Below are 24,368 nucleotides of genomic sequence, written 5' to 3'. Positions count from 1 at the left end.
AGCGGCAGTTCGTCACGGAATTCGCCGGAGATTGGGCTCCCCTCCGGCGTCTATTGTCACGGCCGTTCCAAGAACTTTCGGTTTTCGGCAGGGCCTTTCCTGCTGGGAGGCGACCGGCGGCCGCCGCCGGCCACGCCCGTCAGGCCGCCCCGCCGGCCACGTCCCCGCCGCCGCCCGCCGCCGCGGGAACGGCCGCGGGTCTCTGGGGCCGGTTCGTCCGGCGGGAGGCAATGATCTCCGCCATGATGGCCACCGCCATCTCCTCCGGCGTGCGGGCGCCGATGTCCAGGCCGATGGGCGCGTGCAGCCGCTTGAGGTCGCCGTCCCCGACGCCCGCTTCCCGCAGCGCCGCCAGGCGGCGCTCGTGGGTTCGCCGGCTCCCCATGACCCCGATGTAGCCTGCGGGGGAGCGGAGGGCGACCCGAAGGGCGGGAACGTCAAACTTCAGGTCGTGGGTGAGGACGCAGACCGCATCCCGCGGCGTGATGCGGGCACCGCTCAAGTACTCGTCGGGCCACTGGCGGGCGATGGCATGGGCCGCGGGGATCCGCTCGGAGGTCGCAAAAGGCGACCGCGGGTCGCAGACGACCACCCGGTACCCCAGGAACCGGCCCGCCTCCGCCAGGGCGGCGGCGGGGTGTACCGCCCCGATGACGTAGAGCACCGGCGGCGGCGCGAAGGGCTGGATGAACACGTCCGCGCCGGCCAGCGGCTCCCGGGCGGTCTCATCCCGGGCCAGGAGCACCCCCGCCCGCCGGGCCAGCTCCCGGTCAAGACCGGGGTCGCCGGACGAACCGGCCATGATCCGTGCCGGCCCGCCGGGCTCGGCCTCCTCGAGCAACACCACCGCACCGGCCGGCACCGGCCCCGCGCCCCGCGCCCCGGCACCGTCCCCCGCCGCGGCGCCGAGCACCCGCGCCAGGGCCACCGCCTTCCCGGCCGCCAGCGCCTCCTGCAGCCGGCGAGCCAGCCCGGGCCACGGCCCGCGGGCCGGTTCGACCCACACGCGGATGGTGCCGCCGCAGCTCAGGCCCACCTCGAAGGCGTCGTCATCGGAGATGCCGAAGGTGACCAGGCGCGGCCGGCCGGCCGCCAGCACCTCCTGGGCCACCTCGACCACGGCCGGCTCGACGCAACCGCCCGAGACCGAGCCGGCGATCTCGCCACGGTCGCTGACGGCCATGGTGGTCCCCGGCTCCCGCGGTGCCTTGCGGATCACCTCGACCACCGTGGCCAGGGCCACGTCCCGGCCCGCGTCGAGCCACTCCACCACCCGGTCCAGCACGTCACGCATGGCCTCTCGCCTCCCCTCGCGCCCTCAGACGGTGTGCCAGGTCCCACCCGGGGACCCACCCGGCCCGCCCAGCCGCGACGACGCCCTAGCCCTCCCGGACGCGGGCCAAAACCAACCCATCGTAGGCCGGCAGCATCGTGCTGACCAGCCGGCCGTCCGTGGCAACCCGGCGGTTGAACCGCCGCATCGCCTCCACGGCGGGGGCGGTGTGCACCGGGTCCGCGACCCGCCCGTGCATCAGGGCGTTGTCGGCCACCAGCAAGCCGCCGGGCCGAAGCAGGCGCAGGCTCCACTCCAGGTAGTCGGGGTAGTGTTGTTTGTCGGCATCGATGAAGACGAGGTCGAAGGAAGGATGCGCTGGCTCCGCCACCAGGGCCGGCATGAGGGTGAGGGCGTCGCCGACGCGAATCTCGACCCGGTCGGCGAGGCCGGCCGCCGCCACGTGGGCGTGGGCGACCCGGGCATAATCGGGGTTCTTCTCCAGGGAAATCAGCCGGCCCCCCGGCGGCAGGCCGCGGGCGAGGCAGATGGCGCTGTAACCGGCAAGGGCGCCGATCTCCAGCACCCGGCGGGCCCCGCTGGCCGCCACCAGCAGAGTCAGCAGGCGGCCGTATGCGGGGCGGATGGCGATGTCCGGCATGCCCTGGGCCTCCATGCCGGCTCGTACCCGCTCCAGGTCGGGATCGGGCGGGTACAGGGACTCCAGGTACCGGACGTCCCGCTCGGACGGCAGCACGGGCGCCTCCCCCTCTCGGCGGCCGCACCGATCACCGGCCGTACCCTGCGGCCGCACCGACCGGCGGTACCCGTCAACACCGACCCCGCCGGTGAAGACGGGTGCCTTGCCCCCATTGTACCACCGCGGCAGGGCAGTGGTGCGCCTTCTGTTGACGCGGCCCCTGCCGGGTTCCCGGATGTTCGTCGACGTCTTGCGTGGGTAGGTGTTCCCCGCCTCGTGCTGCCGCGGCCGAGCATCGACGGGCGGAAGAGCCCGGGGTGACGGGATGCGAAGCGGAAGGCCCCCCGCGGGCCACTGCGGTCGACGGGCCGGTCGACGGGCCCCCGCCGAACCCCTCGCTCCCACCGCCGGCCGGGGGCAGGAGCCCCATCTCCCGCGTTGAACTCTCGCTTGCCGGTACGGGGCACCGCCGCCCTCACCCCGTTCACCCCGCCCCGGCGGCACCTTCACCCCTTAAACCGATTAAACCGAAAGGAGGAAGGCCGGTCATGTCCCACAAGCTTCGCTGGCTCGGCCATGCCGGCTGGGAGCTGACCACGGCCGGCGGCAAGGTCATCCTGTTCGACCCCTGGATCAACGGCAACCCCAAGGCCGCCGCCCGCATCGAGGACCTGAAGGCCGACTACATCCTGATCACCCACGACCACTTCGACCACGCCAGCGACGTGGTGGCGGTCCAGAAGCAGACCGGCGCCACGGTGATCCTGCAGCCGGAGACGGCCGAACGCTACCAGAAGGAAGGCCTGCCGGGCGACAAGTGCATCGGGATGAACATCGGCGGCTCGGTGGAGCTGGGCGGCGTCGTGGTCACCATGACCGAGGCCTATCACTCCAGCGAGACCGGTGAGCCGGCCGGGTACATCGTCACCCTGGAGGACGGCAAGCGGGTCTACGACGCCGGTGACACGGGCATCCACTGCAACATGGCCACCTGGGCCGAACTGTATCCCCTGGACGTGGCCATCCTGCCCATCGGCAGCCACTTCACCATGGACCCGCGGCAGGCGGCCCACGCCCTGACCTTCCTCAAGCCCCGGCTGGCCGTCCCCCAGCACTACGGCACCTTCCCGCTGCTGGTGCAGAGCGCCGACGACTTCGTCCGCTTCGCCCGGCAGAAGGCGCCCGGGGTCGAGGTCATGGTGCTGGAGCCGGGCGGAAGCTTCGAGTTCTAACGCTTCGGGTTTTAACTCCTGGTGGAGCCGGTGGGGGCGCCGGACCGGTGGAACCCCGGTACGGGCACCACCGCGGCGGGCGATGAGCCCGGCGCGGGGCGGAGCTCCCGTACCGGAGGGAAGCTTCCGGCACCCCACCGGCACGCCCGCTTTGCCAGGCGCTGTGCCCCCCGGGCCACGGCAAAGCACGACCACCCGGGGCAAAGCGCTGCCGTCCGGGGCTAAGGACTACCGTCCGCGCGGCTCAAGGCTCGCGGGGGGAGGAAGGCGGCCCGTCCCCCGGGCGCCCGGCCGAACCCGGCACCACCACCGGCTCCCCGCAAGCCGCGGCGCCCCCCTCTGCCTCCAGCCGGTGGACCACCGCCGGCAGCGCCTGCTCGGCCGGCGCCGCCACCACCACCTCGGCATCCAGGGCCGGGTGCGGGTTGACCTCGGCCAGCACGGCCCCCGCCTTCCGCGCCCAGCGGGGCAGGCTGGCGGCCGGTTCGACCTCGGCGGAGGTGCCCACCACCAGCAGAAGCCCGGCGTTCTGAACTTCGGCCCACGCCTGCAGGAAGGCGTATTGGGGCAGTTCCTCGCCGAAGAACACGATGTCAGGTTTCAACCAGCCCCCGCACCAGCAGCGGTGGCCGCCACCGCCCGGCAGTCCCGCCAGCCGCCGCACGCTCTCGGCCGCGTAGCGGCTCCCACAGTCCATGCACACCACGCGCCGGAAGTTCCCGTGCAGCTCGATGACGTTCCGGCTGCCGGCCGCCTGGTGCAGGCCGTCGATGTTCTGGGTGATCACGGCCCGGAGGCAGCCCATTTCCTCAAGCCGCGCCAGGGCCTGATGGGCCCGGTTGGGGCGGGCTTCCGCCAGGGCGTCGTAAAGCTCGTCCAGCATGGACCAGACGCGCTCCGGGTCCCGGCGGAAGGCATCGATGTGGGCAAACTCTTCCGGGTCGAACCGGCTCCACAGGCCGTCGCGGCCGCGGAAGGCGGGGATGCCGCTGGCCACCGACACCCCCGCCCCCGTCAGGGCGACGGCCCGCCCGCGGTGCTGTTCCAGCAGGCGAGCCAGCTCGGCGACCGGGTCCCCGGGCTTGAGGCCCGGCGGTTCGGTCCGGCGCCGTTCCATGTCGACCACCCTCCCCGTGACGCACCGCCGGCCCGGCCCGGGTGCGGTCCCTTGCCCTATCCCGGGCGCATCGGGCCGTGCCCCGTCTCCATCTTCTCCCAGCCTGTCCCGCGGTCCCGTCACTCGACCCCGCCGAAGCCGATGGGACGCGGCCTGCGCCCCTCGCCGCTCACCACCACGCAGCGGATCCGGAAGGCGGGAAGCCACACGGTGGCCTCGCCGTGCAGCTGGCCCGATTCCAGACCCAGGACCTCGGCCAGGGAGTTCGCTCCCTGGGCCCCTTCCACCTTGTCGACGGCCTTGACGGGCAGCAGGATCCCCCCGTTGTGCCAGGCTCCCGCCTGCAGGCGGGCGTGGAGGCGGTGGCCGCCCTCCAGCACCACGATGGCGGGGACGCCCGGCAGGTCAGGGTCGACCAGGGGCACGATCTCGTCCAAGTCCGTTCCCTCCCGCGAAAGGCTCGGGCGTGGTGCCCTGCGCCCTGGCTTGCCACCCGGCCCCCCGAACACCTCGAGCGCGGTGCCGGCCCGGGCCGCAACCCAGGGGGCCCGGGCCTCACGCCCGGCTGGTCCAGCCGGGGTGCACCGCCGGGCTGAGGGGCTCGCCGGCGGCCGGGCGGGTCACCATGGGCTCGCCCCACTTGCCCGGGTTCATCAGGTCGAGGGGATCCAGGGCCCCCTTGATCTTGCGGATCACGTCCAGCGCCGGGCCGTACTCGTCGGCCAAAAGCGGCAGCAGCTTCAGCCCCGTGCCGTGGAGGCACTCCATGTTGCCGCCCCGGGCCTGGGCCATGCGCAGCAGATCGTGCATCAGCGACTCCATGGCCGCCGCATCCTCGGCCGTCCACGCGGCCTCCCAGGCGTCCCCGCCGGCCTCTTCGGCCGCGGCGCTGACCAGCAAGGAGAACACTTCAGGGCGGCCCCACAAGCCCGTCTCTCCGGCGCGGAAGCGGGGGTCCTGGGCGATGCGGGCCAGGGCCTCGCGCCGGAAGGGGATGACCTGGCTGGCCGGCAAAGCCAGATTGATGTAGTCGAAGGCGCCCTGCTGCCAGCGCCGCCGCGCATCACGGGCCTGCACCACGGGCAGGGCGAATTCTTCGGCGATTTCGTGGCGCCGCTCCCAGAAGCGGCGGGCCGGTTCGTCCCCCAGGTCCCGGGCGCCGAACTGGCGGGCGATGCGGGCGGCCGCCGCGGCCCGGCCGCGGGCCTCCTCCGCCAGCCCGAAGAACCCCAGATGCAGAAGGCCCGTGCGGCCCAGGTCGTCCTCGTAACCCGGCTCCAGTTCGACCGCTGCAGGCACGTCGTCGGTGAAGTCGAGCAGGTCCGGGATGACCCCGGCCCGCCACATGGCCCGCACGGCCTCAAAGCCGGGGTCGAAGCCCCGGAAGCGGTAACTCCGGAAGAGCATGACCTCGGGCACGCCCACGGCCCGGATCCAGGCCCGGGTGACGATGCCCAGGGTCCCCTGGCTGCCGGCGAAGAGCGCCCGCAGGTCGGGACCCGCCGGAGGCTTGGGGACAGGCCGGGTCCGCACCACCTGCCCGCCGGGCAGCACCACCTCCAGGGCCACCACCTGCTGGCCCATGCTGCCCCACCGACCGGCCAGGTAGCCGACCCCGTCGGTGCCGATGGCGCCGCCCACGGTGGCGATGCCCACGCTCCAGGGGTCGTGGGCCAGGGCCAGGCCGTGGCGCCGCAGGGCCGCGTCGACGGCGGCCAGGGTCGCACCGGCGCCGGCCTCGGCCAGCAGGTCGTCGGGGTGCACCACCACGTCGTCGAGCCGCGTCAGGTCGACCACCACCGCCGGCTGCTGCGGGACGGCCGACCCCATCACCCCGGTGCCGCCGCCCCGGGGCACCAGGGGGATGCGGTGGCGCTCCGCCCAGAGGACCAGTTGCCGGACCTCCCCGGTGTCACCGGGGCGCACCACCGCCAGCGGGCGGCGGGCCTGCCCGCCCGTTCGTCCGAGCCGGTAGCCGCCGGCGAAGTCCATGGCAGCCCATTCCAGGTCGTGGGGGTCGACGCTCACGTGGTGGGCTCCCACCAGGTCGCAAAGTTCTCGACGCAGCGCTTCGGGTAAGGCAACCGGTTCCGTCCCACGGGAACCCTCGCCATCCATGCCGATCCCTCCGCTTACCGCTATCTTTACCTTAATCCGGGAGCGGGCTGCCAGGGCAAGAGGTGGTGCCGGGCTCCACCGGGTGGCCTGCCGCCAACCTGGTGGCCTACCGCCCCGTTGCCCTTCGAGCGGGAGGAACCGGCAGGCGGGACGCGGGTCCGCCGCCGGGGCCAAGTCAGCCCGAGCCTAGCCCAGGCCGTGGACGCGCCGCGTTTCGGCAATCTGCGCAATGTGGTGCAAGGCATGACTGGCCAGCATGGCGATCAGCTCGCGAGCCGTCATGGGAGCCCCCAGGGCCGGCTCCACGGCGCCGTCCAGCGCTTCCGGCCGGTGACGCACCAGGGCCGCCACGTGGTGGCGGATGGAAGCGATCAGGGCGAGGGACGGCTCGATGGGCCGGTGGGCGTGATCCAGGCGCTCGACCCAGATGTCCTGGTCGTAGGGGTTGTTCTGGTACGGGCGGCCCGGCTCGGCCAGGCACATCAAGATGCGGATCAGGCTGGATGCATCGGAATCGGCGATGTGGTGGACGATCTGCCGGATCGTCCACTTGCCGGGGGCCCGGGCCAGGTCCAGCTGGTCGCCGGTCAGGCCGGCAAGGGCTTGGCTGAGGCGATCGGGCGCGCTGGTGTAGATGACCAGCAACTCCTCATCGGTCCATTCCGGCCCCTGCCAGAAGGACAGCCGGTGACCGTCGGGATCTTGCAGCCCGAGGACAAGGCTCCCGTCCGGCGCCTGCTCCGGCGGTGGAACCGGCAGGCCCTGATGGCGCAGCCGGTGAACAAAGGCCTCCAGGTTGCCTCCAGGAGCCCCCAGATAGAGCTGCCGGCCTTCGGCCAGTTCTTCAAAGACCTCATGGAGCCAGGGTGTGGCGTCGACGCCGGGCAGCGCCAGGGTGAAGGGATGCCCATCGACAGGGTCGACCACCGCCACGCCCGCTTCGGGATCGTAGGTGCAGATGCGGAAGCCCAGTTGCCGGTAAAAACGGACCGACCGGTCCAGGTCCTGGACGCGCAGCAGCGCCAGGGACGGCCGAACAGACGACATGGAATCCCCTCCTTGCCGCATGGCACCGTGGACCTGGAAGAACCGGCCCTGCCACCCTGTCCCTGGGGCCCTGCGGCGTCGATCGAGGGATGGTTCGGCGGAACCGGTCGTGATACCTTTGCAGGTAATACCCCCGCCACCGGACACCCCGGAGGACAGCACCGGGTGCCGGCTGCGACAGCGCCTGCGGGAAGGAGAGGGGGCGGCCTGGCACCCGCCCCAGGGGAGGCTGCACTGTGGATCCTTCCGCCTTGTTGCTGCCCGTCGCCTTTCAGGGCGAGCGGGGCGCCTTCAGCGAAGTGGCGGTTCGTTCTTACTTCGGGCCGGATGCCGAGCCCGTGCCCTGCCCGGCCTTCGCCGACGCCTTCGACCGCCTGGTGGCGGGGGCCGTGGCGGCTGCCATGCTGCCGGTGGAAAACTCCTACGCCGGCGACGTGGGCGAGGTGTACGACCTGCTGCGCCGGTACCCCGTGCGGGTCCGAGGTGAGCTGCAGCTGCCCGTCCGCCACTGCCTGCTGGCGCTACCCGGCACCCGGCTCGGCGACCTGCGGGCCGTCCGGTCCCATCCCCAGGCACTGGCCCAGTGCCGCGAGTTCCTCCACCGCCACGGCCTCATCGCCGAACCGGTCTACGATACCGCCGCCGCGGCCCGGCAGGTGGCGGAAGCCGGCCGCCGGGACCTGGCGGCCATCGCCTCCCACCAGGCCGCCGCCTACTACGGCCTTGAGGTGCTGGCCGAAGACATCCAGGACTCGGCCGGTAACGTGACCCGGTTCTTCCACCTGGAACGGGACGAACCGGCCGTCGCGGCGCCAGCGGAACCGGCGAACCCGCCCGGACTGTGCCACCGGCACAGCCCCCAGGGCCTGGACACCGCCGGCATTGAAGCCGGGACGGCGGGTCCGCAGGACGGGGAGGGTCCCGGTACCGGGCATCGCCGCCCCGCAGGGCCCGGGACCCCCGGCCTGCCGGCGGGCAGCCGGCTGGTCCCGGGCCAGATCAAGACGTCCCTGCTGTTCGTCGGCGAGGATCGTCCGGGCGCCCTCTACCGCTGCCTGGGCGCCTTCGCCCGGCGGGAGATCAACCTGACGAAGCTGACGGCCCGGCCGGAACCTGGCGGGTCTTGGCAGTACATGTTCTTCGCCGATCTGGAGGGAAGCCTGGAGGAACCGCGGGTGCGGGAGGCGATCAAGGAGCTGCGGCGGCAGGCGACCTACGTCCGCATCATGGGTAGCTACCGCGTGTGGCAGGTCCATGATGCTGACGCCGGGCATTGACACCTGCAAGTCCTCGACCGTTGAGGCCCTACCGGTCCGGGGTCCAGGGCCGGGCCAGGATCGGGCAAGGGTCGGGCATGGCGTCACCACGCCGCGGCCGTTGCCGGCCCTGGCCACCGGGGCGCCTTCCCAACCGTGTGGTGGGGCCTGGCCGATGAATCCGTCACCACGATGGATCCGTCACCACGGTGTCATGAAACCGACATTCTGCCGTAAGACGGTTCCGGTACCATGCCAGACGCGATGAACCCCTGGGAGGCATGCGCGGTCATGGGCCAGAGCGTCAAGGGGTGTGCGACGAAATCGCTGGTTCAGGGGCTGTCGTCGCTGTGTTTGGGGCTCGCGCTCATCTTCTTCGTTAGCCCGCTGCTCGTCTACGGGTTCGTCCACGGGGATCCGGAGCGGTACCTGTGGATCATCCGCGGACCCTACCCCTTTAGCCATCTGGGCAGCGGACCGTTCCAACTGGCTGTGGGCCTCTTGCTGATCGCCGCCGGGGTGGGGAGCCTGATCCTGTCCCGGGTGTTCGCCACGAGGGCCCGGTGAACCGGCTCGGGCCCTCTTGGACCCGTCCCGGACAGAACGTCCCCGTGGAGGCCGGGGGGACCTGCGTCCTTTCGAAAGACCCGCGGCAGACGCCCTTGGGTCCAGTCCCCGTCCGGGGCTCTGATCCTTGACAAGCGGTCGGTGGCTAGGGAACGACAAGCATCCCGCAGGTGGCGATTTCTCCTCATCTCACCCGCCGCCGTACCCACCAGAGTGATCCGACAATAACTGCCAGCGCACCCGCTCCAAATCCGGCCCATACCGGATTCGGCATAGCATGCTCGGGTTCTGAACTAACACCAGTAGGCCCACCAACAGCACCCTTATCAGAAGACGACTGTATTCTCTGTCGAACCTCACTCACCAACCGCTCCATATCCACGACTTGCGACGAGGGAAGATTATACATGCTTATGTCACGCATGGGCGCAAACCGGCTGTTGCCACGGCTGTCGACCCCCACAAGACCAACTATTCTATGTCCCTCGTCATAGACCAATCGCATTTGCCCAGTAATACCATTGGCCCCAAGTATCCGTTGAGCCTCTCGTACGTCATTCGCAAACCGCGAGTCACTTGATACCCCAATAATTTCCCACTCATTACTGACCCTTTGTACCCATGCGATGCCAACCGGATTTGCATTCACGTAAATTGGGAAAATATGGAGGCTTGGATAGGGCTTAATGATGTCATCCACGTCCGTTGATGCGTCGATAACACCTTGCTCAGAGACATAGTGGACGCGAAAGCCCTCGCCGAAAGTTACGTTATCCGCATCACTCAGTTTTGTAAGCCCAAAATGTTGCGGTTCGCTTGCCAACACAACCCGCACATATGGGATGTCGTCCTTAATGCCCTGGACAACATCAGGCGGTGCGTCAGCGTACGTCGTGTTTACAACTGCAAAGACTGCCACTGCCACCAGCACAGCAACGCGAGTAACGCCTGAGGTTAACCGCCACATATTTTCACCTCGATTGCGAAAAGCGCTCCATCCGCTCGTCCCGTTCGGCACATACACGGGAGACCTCGCTCTTGCTCACCCGTCACTTCGATTTGTTCGCGAACCTCGGCCTCCCTGGCCTCCTGCACGAACCAGCAACATCATCAGCGCCGGAATGGTTAAAACAATACCTCATTCGGAACGATTATTCCTTCCTCAGATAGATCATTTCTGCCATAGAGGCTTGTATCATGAACTCCGAAAACAGAACCCCTCGCTGTAGCACAAGGCGACAAGGGAGCCCACCGACTCAGCGCACAAATACCCTTGGAGTCGGTTTGTGGAGGCGAGTGATAGATACCACGCCTGAGTCGTTTCGACGCATATGACTTGCATTTGACCTGTTCGAGAAAGCGGTCGGCTGCTGGCACCGCCTTGATCTGCTCGAACACCGGCTCGACGGTCTGGAGCAACACGAGGAGTGGCTGGCCTCCCGACGCGACTTCAGATCCGAGTCGATGGCGAATGCCGAAGGGCCGGGTCCTCCCCGGCCCTTCCCACGTCCGCTGCGCTGCGGCACACCCCTCTTCGCCGATCCTGGTATACCTCGGTTGGGTTGGATTCCCGCGGTCCCGTCCTGCCGGCTTTCTCCGCGGTGCATCCGAGACTGCCCATCCGTCGGGCCCGGGCCCGCAGTGGGCACCCGACCGGCGTTACGAGCCGCCCCTGCCGGCCGGCGTTGCCTCACGCTCCCCGGGCTGCCCGGGGCACCTCCTCGAACTGCTCCTCCTCCGTCGACCCCTTCAGCGCCAGGGTCGACGACTGCCCGCCCGAGATGACCTCCGAGACCCGATCGAAGTAGCCCGTCCCCACCTCGCGCTGGTGCCGGGTGGCGGTGTAGCCGAGTTCCTCCATCTCGAACTCCCGCTGCTGCAGCTTGACGTAGGCGGTCATGCCGGTGCGGGCGTAGCCGTGGGCCAGCTCGAACATGGAGGCGTTGAGGGCGTGGAAACCCGCCAGGGTGATGAACTGGAACTTGTAGCCCATCGCGGCCAGTTCCCGCTGGAAGCGGGCGATGGTGTCGTCGTCCAGGTGGCGCTTCCAGTTGAAGGACGGCGAGCAGTTGTAGGCCAGAAGCTTGCCCGGGAACTGGCGGTGGATCGCCTCGGCGAACCGCCGCGCCTCCTCGAGATCGGGCTTGGCCGTCTCGAACCACAAGAGGTCGGCGTAGGGCGCGTAGGCCAGGCCGCGGGCGATGGCCGCCTCGATGCCGTTGCGCACCCGGAAGTAGCCCTCGGGCGTCCGCTCGCCGGTGATGAACGGCTGATCGTAGGGGTCGACGTCGCTGGTCAGCAGCGTGGCCCCCAGGGCGTCGGTGCGGGCGATCAGGATCGTGGGCACGCCGCACACGTCGGCCGCCAGGCGGGCGGCGGTCAGGGTGCGGATGAACTGGCTGGTGGGCACCAGCACCTTGCCGCCCATGTGGCCGCACTTCTTCTCGGAGGCCAGCTGGTCTTCGTAGTGGACCCCGGCCGCCCCGGCCTCGATCATGGCCTTCATCAGCTCGAAGGCGTTGAGGGGGCCGCCGAACCCCGCCTCGGCGTCGGCCACGATGGGCGCCATCCAGTAGGTGGAGTCGTCCCCCTCGGCCCAGTGGATCTGGTCCGCCCGGCGCAGGGCGTTGTTGATCCGCCGGATCACCGCCGGGACGCTGTTGGCGGGGTAGAGGCTCTGGTCGGGGTACATCTGCTCGGCCAGGTTGGCGTCGGCGGCCACCTGCCAGCCGCTCAGGTAGATCGCCTTCAGCCCGGCCTTCACCATCTGCACCGCCTGGGCCCCGGTCAGGGCGCCGAGGGCGGCCACGTAGTCCTCGCTGTGGAGCAGCTCCCACAGCCGCTGCGCACCCTGGCGGGCCAGGGTGTACTCGACCTGCACCGAACCCCGCAGCCGGACCACGTCCTCGGCCGAGTAGTTGCGCCGGATGCCCTGCCAGCGGGGACTGGTCCGCCACTCCTCCTCCAGTTGGGCGGCCTCCTGCCGGATCCGCTCCTCCAGGGGCCGCCGGTCGGGGTGCGGCGGTGCCGCCGAGCCGGCCGGCTCCCCGGCCCTGGGCTTGCCGTTGCGGATGCTCACGGGGATCCCTCCCGGTGGGTGTGGGTGAGAACTGTTCCCTTACCACGTACGGCGGGAGGGGTGACAGAGGCAATGGCCCGCCGGCAAACGGTGGTCCTGGCTCACCGAAGGGGCCGGGAACGGGGGCGGACGGCAAGGGCTACGGTCCCGGCCCCGGCCCGCGCCTTTGCTCGCGGTGCCCTCGTACTGCAGCCCCTCCCGGCCCCGGCCCGTCCTGAGCACCCGACCCTCTCGGTCTTGCGCACCCAGCCCTCCCGACCCTGAGCATCCAACCCTCGGGCGCCGAACCATCCAACCCTCAGGCGCCGAACATTAACAAACCTTAACCCTGCATCCTTCGGTGGAGTGGGTTGACACCCCCGTAGCCGGTGTTATAATCCAGGTCAAACCTGACACGGACACCCAGCATCTCGATAGAGAGCGGTCCGAGTCGGTTTGGGAAGTGCGCCTAGGGTTCCGCACCGGCGTTGTGGCGGCCCACTGCGTCCCCGGGGTTCCGGGGACCTGGCGGACCCGCCATCCGGGTCGCGGGGAGACCGGTCTCAACGGTCTCCGGAAAGCGGCCCGCCGCCGGTGGACTGGACCAAGCGGCGCAACCCGCCGGTTCCGCCGGCGGGACACCGTGGGGATAAAAGCCCCGAGCGGCAGGTTCCCAACCCCGGTTGGCGACTGTGCCGCTCGGGGTTTCTTATTACCTCTCGCCGTTGTCCCTTTGCCCTGGCCGGTCCAGGCGGCGCCAGGGGGTGCCCGGCGGCGACGCCCGGCCAGGTTGACAGCCCAAGGTCAGTTCAGCGGCCGTGAAGGGGAGCAGTACCCGGTAAGCCCGGCTGCAGAGAGCCGGTGGCTGGTGTAAACCGGCGCCGAGGAACCGGGGAACTCGCCCTGGAGCCGTTCCGGTGAAGGGCCCCCAGGCCCCTAGCCGGATCCGGCGGTCTCCGCCCCCGTCCCCCGCGCCCGGCCGGCATCTTCCCGCCGGAGGGCCCTGCCGGGACGGTCCAGGAGGCCGTCGTTAACCAGAGGGTGGCGGCCCGGACACCGGCACACCCGGACACCGGGAAACGGGATACCCGCGGCCCGGGCCACCGGCATACCGGCAACACCGGTACGCCGGCGACACCGGCGACCCGCAGTTCCGCCCGCCGCCACCCGCCAAGGCCGCCGCCGCGAGGCGGCGGCAACCGGGGTGGTACCGCGAAGCGGCGCTCTTCGCCCCCGGCCCGATGGGCCCGGGGCGAAGAGCGCCTTGGTTTTTCCAGCCCTCCAGCGGGGCTGGCCGGCCCCGGGCCGGCGAAAGGAGGTGAACCCTTGATCCACGTCATGGTGCTGGCCGCCGACCGGCCCGGCGTCCTCCGCCGCATCCTCGGCGTCTATGAGAGCCGCCGGTACCGGGTCCGCTCCCTGGCCACCGGCCCCGCCGGGCCCGCCGGGTTCGTCCGCGTCAACCTGGTCCTGGACGAACCGGCCGACCGGGCCCACCGGCTGGCGGCCCAGCTGGCCCGCCTGGTGGACGTGGCCGGCGTCGAGGTGGCCGAACCGTCCCGGGCGGTGGGGCGGGAACTGGCCCTGGTCAAGGTGCTGCTGGAGCATCCTGCCCGGCGGGCCGACTTGCTCCAGATGGCCCAGGTCTTCCGCGCCCGGGTGGTCGACGTGGCCCCGCGCTCCCTGGTGCTGGAGGTCACCGGCGACCCCGCCAAACTCGACGCCTTCCTCGGCCTGGCCCGCGAGTTCGGGCCGGTGGAAGTGATGCGGACGGGGGTGGCGGCCCTGGCGCGGGGTTCGCAGGTGCTGGCGGCAGCGGTCGTAGCGCCTGCAGGCACGCCGGGGCCCTCCTGGGAGCCTTCCGGGGAGGAGGAACCGCTCCCCTCCGGGGCCGGCGCCTTCTCCCCCGCCCTGGCCGCGGGATCCGGCCCCTGAGCGGTGCCGGCCACCGGCACGGTCCGGGATGGATCCCCGCCGGAACCCCGGCCCCACCGTCCAGGAGAGCGAAAGGCGTAACCAAGGATGGGAGGGAGCACCTTGGCGACGATCTACTACGACCGGGACGCGAACCCGGAACTCATCCGGCGGCGGCGGGTCGCCGTCATCGGCTACGGCAGCCAGGGCCACGCCCAGGCCCAGAACCTGCGGGACCGGGGCGTGGAGGTGGTGATCGGCATCCGTCCGGGCCCCAGCGCCGACCGGGCCCGGGCCGATGGCTTCCCCACTGGTACCCCGGCCGAGGCGGCGGCCCAGGCCGACGTCGTGGTGATGCTCATCCCTGACGAGCGTCAGCCTGCCGTCTTCCAGGCAGAAATCGCCCCCCACCTGACCGAGGGCAAGGCCCTGGCCTTCTCCCACGGCTTCAACGTCCATTTCGGCCAGATCCAGCCGCCGCCCGGTGTCGACGTCTTCATGGTGGCGCCCAAGGCGCCCGGCCACCTGCTGCGCCGGTTCGTCCGGGAAGGGCGCAGCGTGCCCGGGCTGCTGGCCGTGGCCCAGGATGCCACGGGGCAGGCCCGGCAGCTGGCCCTGGCCTACGCCTGGGGGATCGGCTGCACCGGGGCGGGGGTCATCGAGACCACCTTCCAGGAGGAGACGGAGACCGACCTCTTCGGCGAGCAGGCGGTGCTCTGCGGCGGCGTGACGGAGCTGGTCAAGGCGGGATTCGAGACGCTGGTCGAGGCCGGCTACCAGCCCGAGATCGCCTACTTCGAGTGCCTCAACGAGCTGAAGCTCATCGTGGACCTGATGTACGAGGGCGGCCTGGCCCGCATGCGCTACTCCATCAGCGACACAGCCGAGTACGGTGACCTCACCCGCGGGCCGCGGATCATCGACGCCGGGGTCCGGCAACGGATGCGGGAGATCCTGGCCGAGATCCAGAGCGGGGCCTTTGCCCGGGAGTGGATCCTGGAGAACCAGGCCGGCCGGCCGGTGATGAACGCCCGCCGCGCCCAGGAAGCCCGGCATCCCATCGAGGCGGTGGGCCGCCGGCTGCGGGCCATGATGGACTGGCTGCCCCGGGAGGACGGCGCCCCTGAGGCGGCCGGCCAGCGGCCGGCGGCGGGGCGCCCGGAGGCACCGGCCGTTCAGGAGGCCCCGGCGACCCCGGCGGCTGCGACGGCGGCCGCCCCGGCGGCCCGGGCGGGCTAGCCCGGTCCGGTACCGGCCGGAGCGGGACGAACCGGCTCCGGCCCGCACCCCAGAGGGAGGGATGCCCCATGGCAGACGGGGTTGGTGAGGTTACGCGGACCCCCATGGCGAGCACCGCCGGCTCGGGCTACGGCGGGGACGCCGGGTTCGACCGGGACCGGGTGCGGATCTTTGACACCACCCTGCGGGACGGCGAGCAGACGCCCGGCGTCGCCCTGACGGTGGATGAGAAGGTGGAGGTGGCCCGCTGGCTGGCGGCCCTGGGGGTCGACATCATCGAGGCCGGCTTCCCCGTCGCCTCCGACGGCGAGTTCGAGGCGGTGAGCCGCATCGCGGCGGAGGTCCATGGTCCCACCATCGCTGCCCTGGCGCGAACGGCGGCGGTGGACATCGACCGGGCCTGGGCGGCCATCCGCCACGCCCGGCGGCCGCGGATCCACGTGTTCGTCTCCACCTCGCCCATCCACCTGGAGGCCATGCTGCGCATGACCGAGGACCAGGTGCTGCGGCTGGTGGAGGAGATGGTGGGCTACGCCCGGTCCCTCTGCGAGGACGTGGAGTTCTCCGCCCAGGACGCTACCCGCAGCGACGTGGGCTTCCTGGCCGAGGTGACGGCGGCGGCCATCGAGGCCGGGGCGACCACCATCAACCTGCCCGACACCGTGGGCTACGCCACGCCCTGGACCTACGCCCAGATGTTCCAGGAGGTGATGGCCCGGGTGCCCAGGCCGGACCGGGTGGTCTTCAGCGCCCACACCCACGACGACCTGGGCATGGCCGTGGCCAACGCCCTGGCGGCGGTGCGGGTGGGCGTGCGCCAGGTGGAGTGCACCATCAACGGCATCGGCGAGCGGGCGGGCAACTGCTCCCTGGAAGAGGTGGTGATGGCCCTGGCCGTGCGGGGCGACGTCTTCGGCGCCACCACCGGGGTCGACACCCGGCAGCTGGTTCCCGCCAGCCAGGTGGTCTCCCGCCTGACCGGGGTGCCCGTTCCGCCCAACAAGGCGGTGGTGGGGGCCAACGCCTTCGCCCACGAGTCGGGGATCCACCAGGACGGGGTGATCAAGAATCCCCTCACCTACGAGATCATCCGGCCCGAGGCGGTGGGCGCCGGCGGCTCCCAGCTGGTGCTGGGCAAGCACTCCGGCCGCCACGCCGTGCGGGTCGAGCTGGAGCGCCTGGGCTTCAGCCTGCCCGAGGACGCCTTCCGCGAGGTGTTCCGCCGCTTCAAGGCCCTGGCCGACCGGCGGGAGTTCGTCAGCAAGGAGGCCCTGGCGCGGCTGGCGGCCCAGGTGCTGGAGGAACGCCAGCAAGAGAGCGGGGCCGCACCCCGGCTTGCCCACGGCGCCTGACCCCCCGAAGCGGGCCGTGGCAAGCACGGGGGCGACCCCCGCAAGACCGGGCGTGCGGCCGGGTCCCCAGCCCGGACGGCCGGCCGCATGCCCAGCCTATGAACATTCGCCAGCCGGGGTACCGGCCCCTGCGAAGGAGGTTCATCCCATGGCGGCCCAGCGCCCCATGACCATCACCGAGAAGATCCTGGCCGCCCACGCCGGCGTCCCCTGGGTCGAACCCGGCCAGCTGGTGGAGGTCCGGGTCGACTTCCTCATGGCCAACGACATCACCGCGCCCCTGGCCATCCGCGCCTTCCGCGAGATGGGGGCGACCCGGGTCTTCGATCCCGAGCGGGTGGCCATCGTCCTGTCGCACTTCGCCCCCAGCAAGGACATCCGGAGCGCCGACCAGTGCAAGGTGGCGCGGGAGTTCGCCCGGGAGCAGGGGCTGGTCCACTACTACGAGATGGGCGAGGGCATCGAGCACGCCCTGCTGCCCGACCGCGGGCTGGTTCTTCCCGGCGAGCTGGTGCTGGGGGCCGACTCCCACACCTGCACCTACGGGGCCGTGGGCTGCTTCTCTACCGGCGTGGGCAGCACCGACCTGGCCTACGCCATGGCCACCGGCGAGACGTGGCTCAAGGTGCCCGAGACGCTGAAGTTCGTCTACTACAACCGGCTGCAGCCCTGGGTGACGGGCAAGGACCTGATCCTGTACACCATCGGCCGCATCTCCTGCGACGGCGCCACCTACAAGGCCATGGAGTTCACCGGCGAGGCCCTGGCCGGCCTCAGCATGGACGGGCGGCTGGCCATGGCCAACATGGCCATCGAGGCCGGCGGCAAGAACGGCATCTTCAATCCTGACCAGCGGACCCTGGACTACGTGGCGCGGCGGGCCCAGCGGCCCTGCAGCCCCGTCTGGTCCGACCCCGACGCGGAATACGCCGAGGTGTACGAGTTCGACGCCGCCCGGATCGAGCCCCAGGTGGCCCTGCCCTGGTCGCCCGACAACGTGCGGCCCCTGAGCCAGGTGGAGCGGGTCCCCATCGACCAAGTCTTCATCGGCTCCTGCACCAACGGGCGCCTGGACGACCTGCGCACCGCCGCCCGCATCCTGCGGGGACGGCGCGTGCACCCGGAGGTGCGGGCCATCGTCATCCCGGCCTCCCGGGACATCTACCTGCAGGCCCTCAAGGAGGGGCTGATCGAGATCTTCATGGCCGCCGGGTGCGTGGTCAGTGCCTCCACCTGCGGGCCCTGCCTGGGCGGGCACATGGGCGTGCTCGGCAAGGGCGAGCGGTGCGTCAGCACCTCCAACCGCAACTTCGTCGGCCGGATGGGCCACCCCGAGTCGGAGTCCTACCTGGCGAACCCGGCGGTGGCCGCGGCCTCGGCGGTGGCGGGCCGGCTGTGCCATCCGGAGGAACTCGGCATCCGGTACGAAGAGGTGGCCGGGGTGGCGTGAGGCGCCGGCCGGTGCGGCCGCCGGTGGGCCTGCCGGCCGGCGGCCGGTTCGTCCCAGGAAGGATGAGGAGGTGGCGGCCGTGGGCCGCGTGTGGAAGTACGGCGACGACATCAACACCGATGTGATCATCCCGGCGCGATACCTTTTCACCACCGATCCGGCCGAGCTGGCCGCCCACTGCATGGAAGACCTGGACCCCAGCTTTGCCTCTGGCGTCCGGCCGGGCGACGTGATCGTCGCCGGGCGCAACTTCGGCTGTGGCTCGTCGCGGGAACACGCGCCGGTGGCCATCCGGGCCGCCGGGGTGCAGTGCGTCATCGCCCGCTCCTTCGCCCGGATCTTCTACCGCAACGCCATCAACGTGGGGCTGCCCATCCTGGAGTGCCCGGACGCGGTGGCGGCCCTGGAGACGGGGGAGCAGGTGGAGGTCGACCTGGCCGCCGGCACCATCCGCCGGGTGGCCACGGGCGAAACCTTCCAGGCCGCTCCCTTCCCGCCCTTCATGCAGGAGATCCTGCGCTGCGGCGGGCTGGTGGAGTATGCCCGGCGCAAGCTGGCCGCCCAGGGCGCCGGGGGCGGCGGAGGGGGTGCCGGCCGTGGCGCCGCCGGCCGGTAGTGTTTCCGCTGGCAGCAGGGTGGCCGCGGGTCCCGCGGCGGCCGGAAGCTGGTGGAGGGGGCGAGGAACATGACCTGTCGCATCGCCGTCCTGCCGGGCGACGGCATCGGGCCTGAGGTGATCCGGGAAGCCGTGCGGGTGGTCGAGGCCGTGGGCGCGGCGACGGGCATCGCCTTCGACTTCACCGAAGCCCCCATCGGCGGCGCCGCGGTGGAGGCCACCGGCGATCCCCTGCCGCCCGAGACGGAACAGGCATGCCTGGCGGCCGGCGCCATCCTGCTGGGTGCGGTGGGCGGCCCCCGCTGGGACCGCGAACCGGCGGCCCGCCGGCCCGAGACGGGCCTGCTCAGGCTGCGCAAGGCGGTGGGCGCCTACGCCAACCTGCGGCCGGTGCGGGTTCATCGGGCCATGGCCGGCCGGGGGCCCCTGCGGCCCGAGGTGGTGGGGACCGGCATCGACGTGCTGATCGTCCGGGAGCTGACGGGCGGCCTCTACTACGGCGAGCGGGGCCTCCAGCAGGAGCCCTTCGGCGAGAGGGCCTACGACACCATGGTCTACACCACGCCGGAAATCGAGCGCATCGTGCGCATGGCCTTCCAGTTGGCCCGGGGCCGGCGGCGCCGGGTGGTGTCCGTGGACAAGAGCAACGTGCTGGAGACCTCGCGGCTGTGGCGCCGGGTCACCGAGGCGGTGGCGGAGGAGTTCGGCGATGTGGAGCTGGAGCACATGCTGGTCGACAACGCCGCCATGCAGCTGGTCCGCAACCCCGGCCGGTTCGACGTCCTGGTGACGGAAAACACCTTTGGCGACATCCTGAGCGACCTGGCCGCCGCCCTCTGCGGCTCCCTGGGCCTCTTGCCCTCGGCCAGCCTGGGCCTGCCGGGGCGGCCGCCCCTCTTCGAGCCGGTCCACGGTTCGGCGCCCGACATCGCCGGCCGGGGCATCGCCAATCCCCTGGCCGCCATCGCTTCCGCCGCCCTGATGCTCCGGTATGCCTTCGGTCTGGAGCGGGAGGCCCGGGCCGTGGAGGACGCCATCGACGAGGTGCTGGCTTACGGCCCGTGGACGCCCGACATCGCCCCGCCCGGCGCTCCCGTAGCCGGAACGGAAGAGGTGGGCCGGGCCGTGGCCCTGAAGGTCAGGGAGCGGCTGGCTCCCGCGCCCCTGGAGCCTGTGGACGCGCCGCTGCAGGTGGCCTTCTGGGATCCGGTGGAGCCCGCTGATCCCGCGCCGCCCGGGGAGGGTTACCCCGGTGGGACGGCCGGGACCACGGGAGAGACGCCTCCTGCGGCTGTGCCGGGATCTTCCCTTTCCGCCGCCGCTGCCCCGGCCGCTTCCGGCCCCGGGGTGGCCGGCGACAACCTGGCCGTGTCCTGGATCGCCGGCGACCACGGCTTCCGGCCGGTCCTTCCGGACGAACCGGACCCGGCGGCCCCGGGGGTGGCGCCGGTCGCCCCGCCCCCGGCCGGGGCGACCTCCAGCGGCCACCGCTGTAGCCACCGGACCCGACACCCCGCCGGCCGCCGGGCGGAGTCGAAGGCCCGCACCCGGGCGGGGGCCGGGAGCCTGCCCGGGGCAGGGAAGGGAGCGTGACGCCCTTGACGGAAACGGCCACCCTGCGCAGCCGGGAGGTGGTGGAGGGGTTCCACCGCGCCCCCCACCGCTCCCTCTTCAAGGCCATGGGCTACACCGACGAGGAGTTGCGCCGGCCGCTGATCGGGGTGATGAACAGCCGCAACGAGATCATCCCCGGCCACGTCCACCTGGACAACATCGCCCGGGCGGTGTGTGACGGCATCCGCATGGCCGGCGGCACGCCGATCCAGTTCGGCGTCATCGGCGTCGACGACGGCATCGCCATGGGCCACCGGGGCATGCGCTTCTCCCTGCCCAGCCGCGAGCTGATCGCCGACTCCATCGAGACGGTGACCGAGGCCCACCAGCTGGACGGCCTGGTGCTGATCCCCAACTGCGACAAGATCACGCCGGGGATGCTGATGGCCGCGGCCCGCCTGAACCTGCCCACGGTGGTGGTCAGCGGCGGGCCGATGATGGCCGGCAACGTCTTCGGCCGGGCGGTGGACCTGGCTACGGTGTTCGAGGGCGTCGGCGCCTTCCAGGCCGGTCGCATCACCGCCGAGGAACTCTTCGAGCTGGAGGAGGCCGCCTGCCCCACCTGCGGCTCCTGCTCGGGCATGTTCACCGCCAACTCCATGAACTGCCTGACGGAGGCCATCGGCCTCGGCCTGCCCGGCAACGGCACGATCCCGGCGGTGGAGGCCGCCCGGCTGCGCCTGGCCAAGCAGGCCGGCATGCAGGTGATGGAGCTGGTGCGCCGCGGCATCCGGGCTCGGGACATCCTGACCGAGGCCGCCTTCCGCAACGCCCTGGCCGTGGACATGGCCCTGGGCTGCTCCACCAACACGGTGCTGCACCTGCTGGCCATCGCCTACGAGGCCGGGCTGGCAGACGTCATCAACCTGGATTTGATCGACGAGATCAGCCGCTCCACGCCGCAGCTCTGCAAGCTCTCGCCGGCCGGCCCGCACCACATCCAGGACCTGCACCAGGCGGGCGGCATCCAGGCGGTGATGGCCGAGCTGCTGCGGGGCGGGCACATTGACGGCTCGGTGCTGACCGTGACGAGCCGCACCGTGGCCGAGAACCTGGCCGCCGCCGAGCGGCGCATCCTGCGGGCGCGAGCTTGGCGCTCCGAGGTCATCCGGCCGCTGGAAGAACCCCACAGCCCCGAGGGCGGCCTGGCGGTGCTGCGGGGCAACCTGGCCCCCGACGGCGCCGTGGTCAAGCAGGGCGCGGTCGACCCCGCCATGCTGCGCCACCGCGGGCCGGCCCGCGTCTTCGACGGCGAGGAAGAAGCTACCGCCGCCATCCGTGAGGGCGCCATCCGCCCGGGCGACGTGGTGGTGATCCGCTACGAGGGGCCACGGGGTGGCCCCGGGATGCGGGAGATGCTCGCCATCACGGCCGCCCTGGCGGGCATGGGCCTGGACCGGGAGGTGGCCCTGATCACCGACGGGCGCTTCTCCGGCGCCACCCGCGGCGCTTCCATCGGCCACGTCTCCCCGGAGGCGGCGGCTGGCGGCCCCATCGCCCTGATCGAGGAGGGCGACGTCATCGAGATCGACATCCCGGGCCGGCGCCTGGAGCTCCGGGTTCCTCCGGACGAACTGGCCCGCCGCCGCGAGCGGTGGCAGCCGCGGCCCCCGCGGGAGACGCGGGGCTATCTGGCGCGGTATGCCCGGGCGGTGACCTCGGCGAACACGGGCGCGGTGCTGATGGGTTGACCGGATGGGCGACAAGACGATCGGTTGAGGAGGGTTGCACCGTGTCTTCATCTGGCGAGCAAGTCGCGGCCCGCCCAGCTTCAACGACCGCCGCGGACGGACATCCGCCCGGCCCGGAGGGGGTGCCCAACCCGGAGGGGAGGCAGTCCGGGCTCCTTCGGGCGGCGCCGGCAGCAGGCCATGGCCGGGTTGCCAACGGAAACCCGGCGCCGAGGGTAGCAGGTGACGACGGGGCAAGCAAGACAACCTCGGACGGCCGGGTGAGTTGGTGGAACGGAGCCGAGGCATCCACGGCCGGGACCAGGCAGGCACCCGCCGCCGGCAGTGAGCATCCACCCGTGACCGCCGGTAGCGAGCGTGCACCCATGACCGGTGCGGAAGCGGTGGTGCGGGTCCTGGTCGAGCAGGGCGTGGAGGTGGTGTTCGGCATTCCCGGCGGCGCCGTGCTGCCCCTCTACGACGCCCTCTACGGTGCCCCCATCCGCCACGTCCTGGCCCGCCACGAGCAGGGTGCCGCCCTGGCCGCCGACGGCTACGCCCGGGCCAGCGGGCGGGTGGGGGTGTGCATCGCCACCTCGGGCCCTGGAGCGACCAATCTGATCACCGGCCTGGCCACCTCTTATCTGGATTCGGTCCCCGTGGTGGCCGTCACCGGCAACGTGGGGCGGGCGTTCCTCGGCACCGACGCCTTCCAGGAAGCCGATACCTTCGGTGTCAGCATGCCGGTGACCAAGCACAACTACCTGGTGCTGGACCCCGAGGAGCTGCCCGCCGTCCTGCGGGAGGCCTTCGCCGTGGCTGCATCCGGCCGCCCCGGGCCGGTGCTGGTGGACATCCCCAAGGACGTCTTCACGGCCACCATCTCGCCTCGGGCCTGGGACCGGCCGTTGCGGCGTTCGGTATCTTGTTTCGGGCATTCCGCCGCGGATTCCGGGACGGGCCTCGCCCGACCCACCCCCCCTGGGCGCTGGCATCCTCGCCCGCACGATGCGGAGCGCCTCGAGGAGGCTGCCCGGCTCATCGCCCGCGCCCGCCGGCCCGTGCTCTATGCCGGGGGCGGCGTGATCGTCGCCGGGGCCGCCGAGGCGCTGCGCCAGCTGGCCGAAGGGGCGGTTCTTCCGACCACGACCACCCTCATGGCCTTGGGCGCCATGCCGGGCGACCATCCCCTCTTCCTCGGCATGCCCGGCATGCACGGCACCTACGCCGCCAACATGGCCCTGACCGAGACCGATTGCCTGATCGCCGTCGGGGCCCGCTTTGACGACCGGGTGACCGGCAGGGTGTCGGACTTCGCCCCGGAGGCCGCCATCATCCACATCGACGTCGACGCCGCCGAGCTGGGCAAGGTCAAGGCACCGCGGGTGGCCATCGCCGCCGGCGCCCGGCAGGGGCTGGAGGCGCTGCGGGAGGCCCTGGGCCGGGTTCGTCCGGACGAGTGGTCCGATCGCAGCCCGTGGCTCGAGCGGGTGAACGGCTGGAAGCAGGAGCACCCGTACCGCTACGACCGGGACCTGGCCCGCCGCGAGCTGCTTCCCCAGGCGGTGATCGAGGAGCTCGAGCGCGCCACGGGCGGTGACGCCCTCGTGGTCACCGGCGTCGGCCAGCACCAGATGTGGGCGGCCATGTTCTACCGCTATCGTTGGCCCCGGCAGTTTTTAACCTCCGGCGGCCTGGGCACCATGGGCTACGGACTGCCCGCCGCCCTCGGCGCCCAGCTGGCCCGCCCGGACGCCCGGGTGCTGTGCATCGACGGCGACGGCAGCTTCCAGATGAACGTCCAGGAGCTGTCGACGCTGGCCGAGCTAGGGCTACCGGTGAAAGTCTTCATTATTAATAACCGCGCCCACGGCATGGTGCGGCAGTGGCAGGACCTGTTCTACGGGCAGCGGCTGTCGGCCAGCGTCTTCGAGCACCAGCCGGACTTCGTCAAGCTGGCCGAGGCCTACGGGGTGGCGGCCTACCGCATCACCCACCCGGACGAACTGGCCGGGACGGTGCGCGAGGCCCTGGCCCGCCCGGGGCCGGTGGTGGTGGACTGCGTGGTGCGGCAAGAGGAGCACGTGCTGCCCATGGTGCCGCCGGGGGCGGCGCTGAAGGAGATGATCGTGGGGTAGCCGGCAG

19 protein-coding genes are annotated in these 24,368 nt (G+C 71.6%); 11 read left to right on the top strand and 8 right to left on the bottom strand.

Going from position 1 to position 24,368, the window contains the following annotated elements:
- Positions 1-139 precede the first annotated feature (139 nt).
- The gene (locus THESUDRAFT_RS14915; protein WP_006903363.1) at positions 140-1,294 is read right to left on the bottom strand and encodes an XdhC family protein; all 1,155 of its coding nucleotides are present in this window, start codon (positions 1,292-1,294) and stop codon (positions 140-142) included.
- Between the two features lie 85 nt (positions 1,295-1,379).
- Complete coding sequence (locus THESUDRAFT_RS03610) at positions 1,380-2,030, bottom strand: O-methyltransferase (protein WP_006903362.1); 651 nt, start codon at positions 2,028-2,030, stop codon at positions 1,380-1,382.
- Positions 2,031-2,521: 491 nt separating this feature from the next.
- Here THESUDRAFT_RS03610 and THESUDRAFT_RS03605 point away from each other — a divergent pair, with 491 nt between their 5' ends.
- Positions 2,522-3,205, top strand: coding sequence for a metal-dependent hydrolase (locus THESUDRAFT_RS03605; RefSeq protein WP_006903361.1), 684 nt, complete (start codon positions 2,522-2,524; stop codon positions 3,203-3,205).
- A 244-nt stretch (positions 3,206-3,449) separates the two neighbouring features.
- On the opposite strand, the gene THESUDRAFT_RS03600 is transcribed toward THESUDRAFT_RS03605, so the two are convergent.
- The 4 genes from THESUDRAFT_RS03600 to THESUDRAFT_RS03585 all read right to left on the bottom strand — a co-directional run bounded on the left by THESUDRAFT_RS03600 (position 3,450) and on the right by THESUDRAFT_RS03585 (position 7,487).
- A complete protein-coding gene (locus tag THESUDRAFT_RS03600; RefSeq protein WP_006903360.1) occupies positions 3,450-4,322 on the bottom strand; it encodes an SIR2 family NAD-dependent protein deacylase in 873 nt (290 codons plus the stop codon).
- A 119-nt stretch (positions 4,323-4,441) separates the two neighbouring features.
- Positions 4,442-4,759: a hypothetical protein gene (locus THESUDRAFT_RS03595; RefSeq protein WP_006903359.1), complete on the bottom strand. Its 318-nt coding sequence runs from the start codon at positions 4,757-4,759 to the stop codon at positions 4,442-4,444.
- Positions 4,760-4,877: 118 nt separating this feature from the next.
- Entirely contained in the window at positions 4,878-6,440 is a 1,563-nt protein-coding gene (locus THESUDRAFT_RS03590; protein WP_006903358.1) for an FAD-binding oxidoreductase, read from the bottom strand.
- A 186-nt stretch (positions 6,441-6,626) separates the two neighbouring features.
- Complete coding sequence (locus THESUDRAFT_RS03585) at positions 6,627-7,487, bottom strand: DinB family protein (RefSeq protein ID WP_006903357.1); 861 nt, start codon at positions 7,485-7,487, stop codon at positions 6,627-6,629.
- A gap of 236 nt (positions 7,488-7,723) precedes the next feature.
- On the opposite strand from THESUDRAFT_RS03585, the gene THESUDRAFT_RS03580 reads away from it, so the two are divergent.
- Positions 7,724-8,764, top strand: a complete 1,041-nt coding sequence (locus THESUDRAFT_RS03580; RefSeq protein ID WP_006903356.1) for a prephenate dehydratase — start codon at positions 7,724-7,726, stop codon at positions 8,762-8,764.
- A gap of 231 nt (positions 8,765-8,995) precedes the next feature.
- Positions 8,996-9,310 carry a hypothetical protein gene (locus THESUDRAFT_RS03575; protein WP_242823228.1) on the top strand — a complete coding sequence of 105 codons (315 nt, stop codon included), beginning with the start codon at positions 8,996-8,998 and terminating at the stop codon, positions 9,308-9,310.
- 184 nt (positions 9,311-9,494) lie between these two features.
- Here the strand turns inward: THESUDRAFT_RS03575 and THESUDRAFT_RS12720 are convergent, their stop codons facing one another.
- Both THESUDRAFT_RS12720 and aceA read right to left on the bottom strand, forming a co-directional pair.
- On the bottom strand, positions 9,495-10,277 hold the full coding sequence (locus tag THESUDRAFT_RS12720) for a hypothetical protein (protein ID WP_083855334.1): 783 nt from the start codon (positions 10,275-10,277) through the stop codon (positions 9,495-9,497).
- A gap of 723 nt (positions 10,278-11,000) precedes the next feature.
- The gene (aceA, locus tag THESUDRAFT_RS03570) at positions 11,001-12,389 is read right to left on the bottom strand and encodes an isocitrate lyase (RefSeq protein ID WP_006903353.1); all 1,389 of its coding nucleotides are present in this window, start codon (positions 12,387-12,389) and stop codon (positions 11,001-11,003) included.
- A 1,305-nt stretch (positions 12,390-13,694) separates the two neighbouring features.
- Here aceA and ilvN point away from each other — a divergent pair.
- From ilvN to ilvB, 8 genes are all read left to right on the top strand, one after another.
- Positions 13,695-14,303, top strand: coding sequence for an acetolactate synthase small subunit (gene ilvN / locus THESUDRAFT_RS03565; RefSeq protein WP_006903352.1), 609 nt, complete (start codon positions 13,695-13,697; stop codon positions 14,301-14,303).
- 102 nt (positions 14,304-14,405) lie between these two features.
- The gene (gene ilvC, locus THESUDRAFT_RS03560; protein WP_006903351.1) at positions 14,406-15,521 is read left to right on the top strand and encodes a ketol-acid reductoisomerase; all 1,116 of its coding nucleotides are present in this window, start codon (positions 14,406-14,408) and stop codon (positions 15,519-15,521) included.
- A gap of 68 nt (positions 15,522-15,589) precedes the next feature.
- Entirely contained in the window at positions 15,590-16,873 is a 1,284-nt protein-coding gene (locus tag THESUDRAFT_RS03555) for a 2-isopropylmalate synthase (RefSeq protein WP_006903350.1), read from the top strand.
- A 148-nt stretch (positions 16,874-17,021) separates the two neighbouring features.
- Entirely contained in the window at positions 17,022-18,323 is a 1,302-nt protein-coding gene (gene leuC, locus THESUDRAFT_RS03550) for a 3-isopropylmalate dehydratase large subunit (RefSeq protein ID WP_006903349.1), read from the top strand.
- Between the two features lie 79 nt (positions 18,324-18,402).
- Positions 18,403-18,939 carry a 3-isopropylmalate dehydratase small subunit gene (locus tag THESUDRAFT_RS03545; protein ID WP_006903348.1) on the top strand — a complete coding sequence of 179 codons (537 nt, stop codon included), beginning with the start codon at positions 18,403-18,405 and terminating at the stop codon, positions 18,937-18,939.
- Positions 18,940-19,008: 69 nt separating this feature from the next.
- A complete protein-coding gene (gene leuB, locus THESUDRAFT_RS03540; protein WP_006903347.1) occupies positions 19,009-20,532 on the top strand; it encodes a 3-isopropylmalate dehydrogenase in 1,524 nt (507 codons plus the stop codon).
- A gap of 23 nt (positions 20,533-20,555) precedes the next feature.
- Positions 20,556-22,244: a dihydroxy-acid dehydratase gene (gene ilvD / locus THESUDRAFT_RS03535; RefSeq protein WP_040826815.1), complete on the top strand. Its 1,689-nt coding sequence runs from the start codon at positions 20,556-20,558 to the stop codon at positions 22,242-22,244.
- A gap of 365 nt (positions 22,245-22,609) precedes the next feature.
- On the top strand, positions 22,610-24,361 hold the full coding sequence (ilvB, locus tag THESUDRAFT_RS03530) for a biosynthetic-type acetolactate synthase large subunit (RefSeq protein WP_040826231.1): 1,752 nt from the start codon (positions 22,610-22,612) through the stop codon (positions 24,359-24,361).
- Positions 24,362-24,368: the final 7 nt, after the last annotated feature.

The organism is Thermaerobacter subterraneus DSM 13965, from assembly GCF_000183545.2.
GTDB lineage: Bacteria > Bacillota > Sulfobacillia > Thermaerobacterales > Thermaerobacteraceae > Thermaerobacter > Thermaerobacter subterraneus.
The sequence above is the reverse complement of the archived record's forward strand: the minus strand, read 5'-3'. Positions and strand labels throughout refer to the sequence as shown.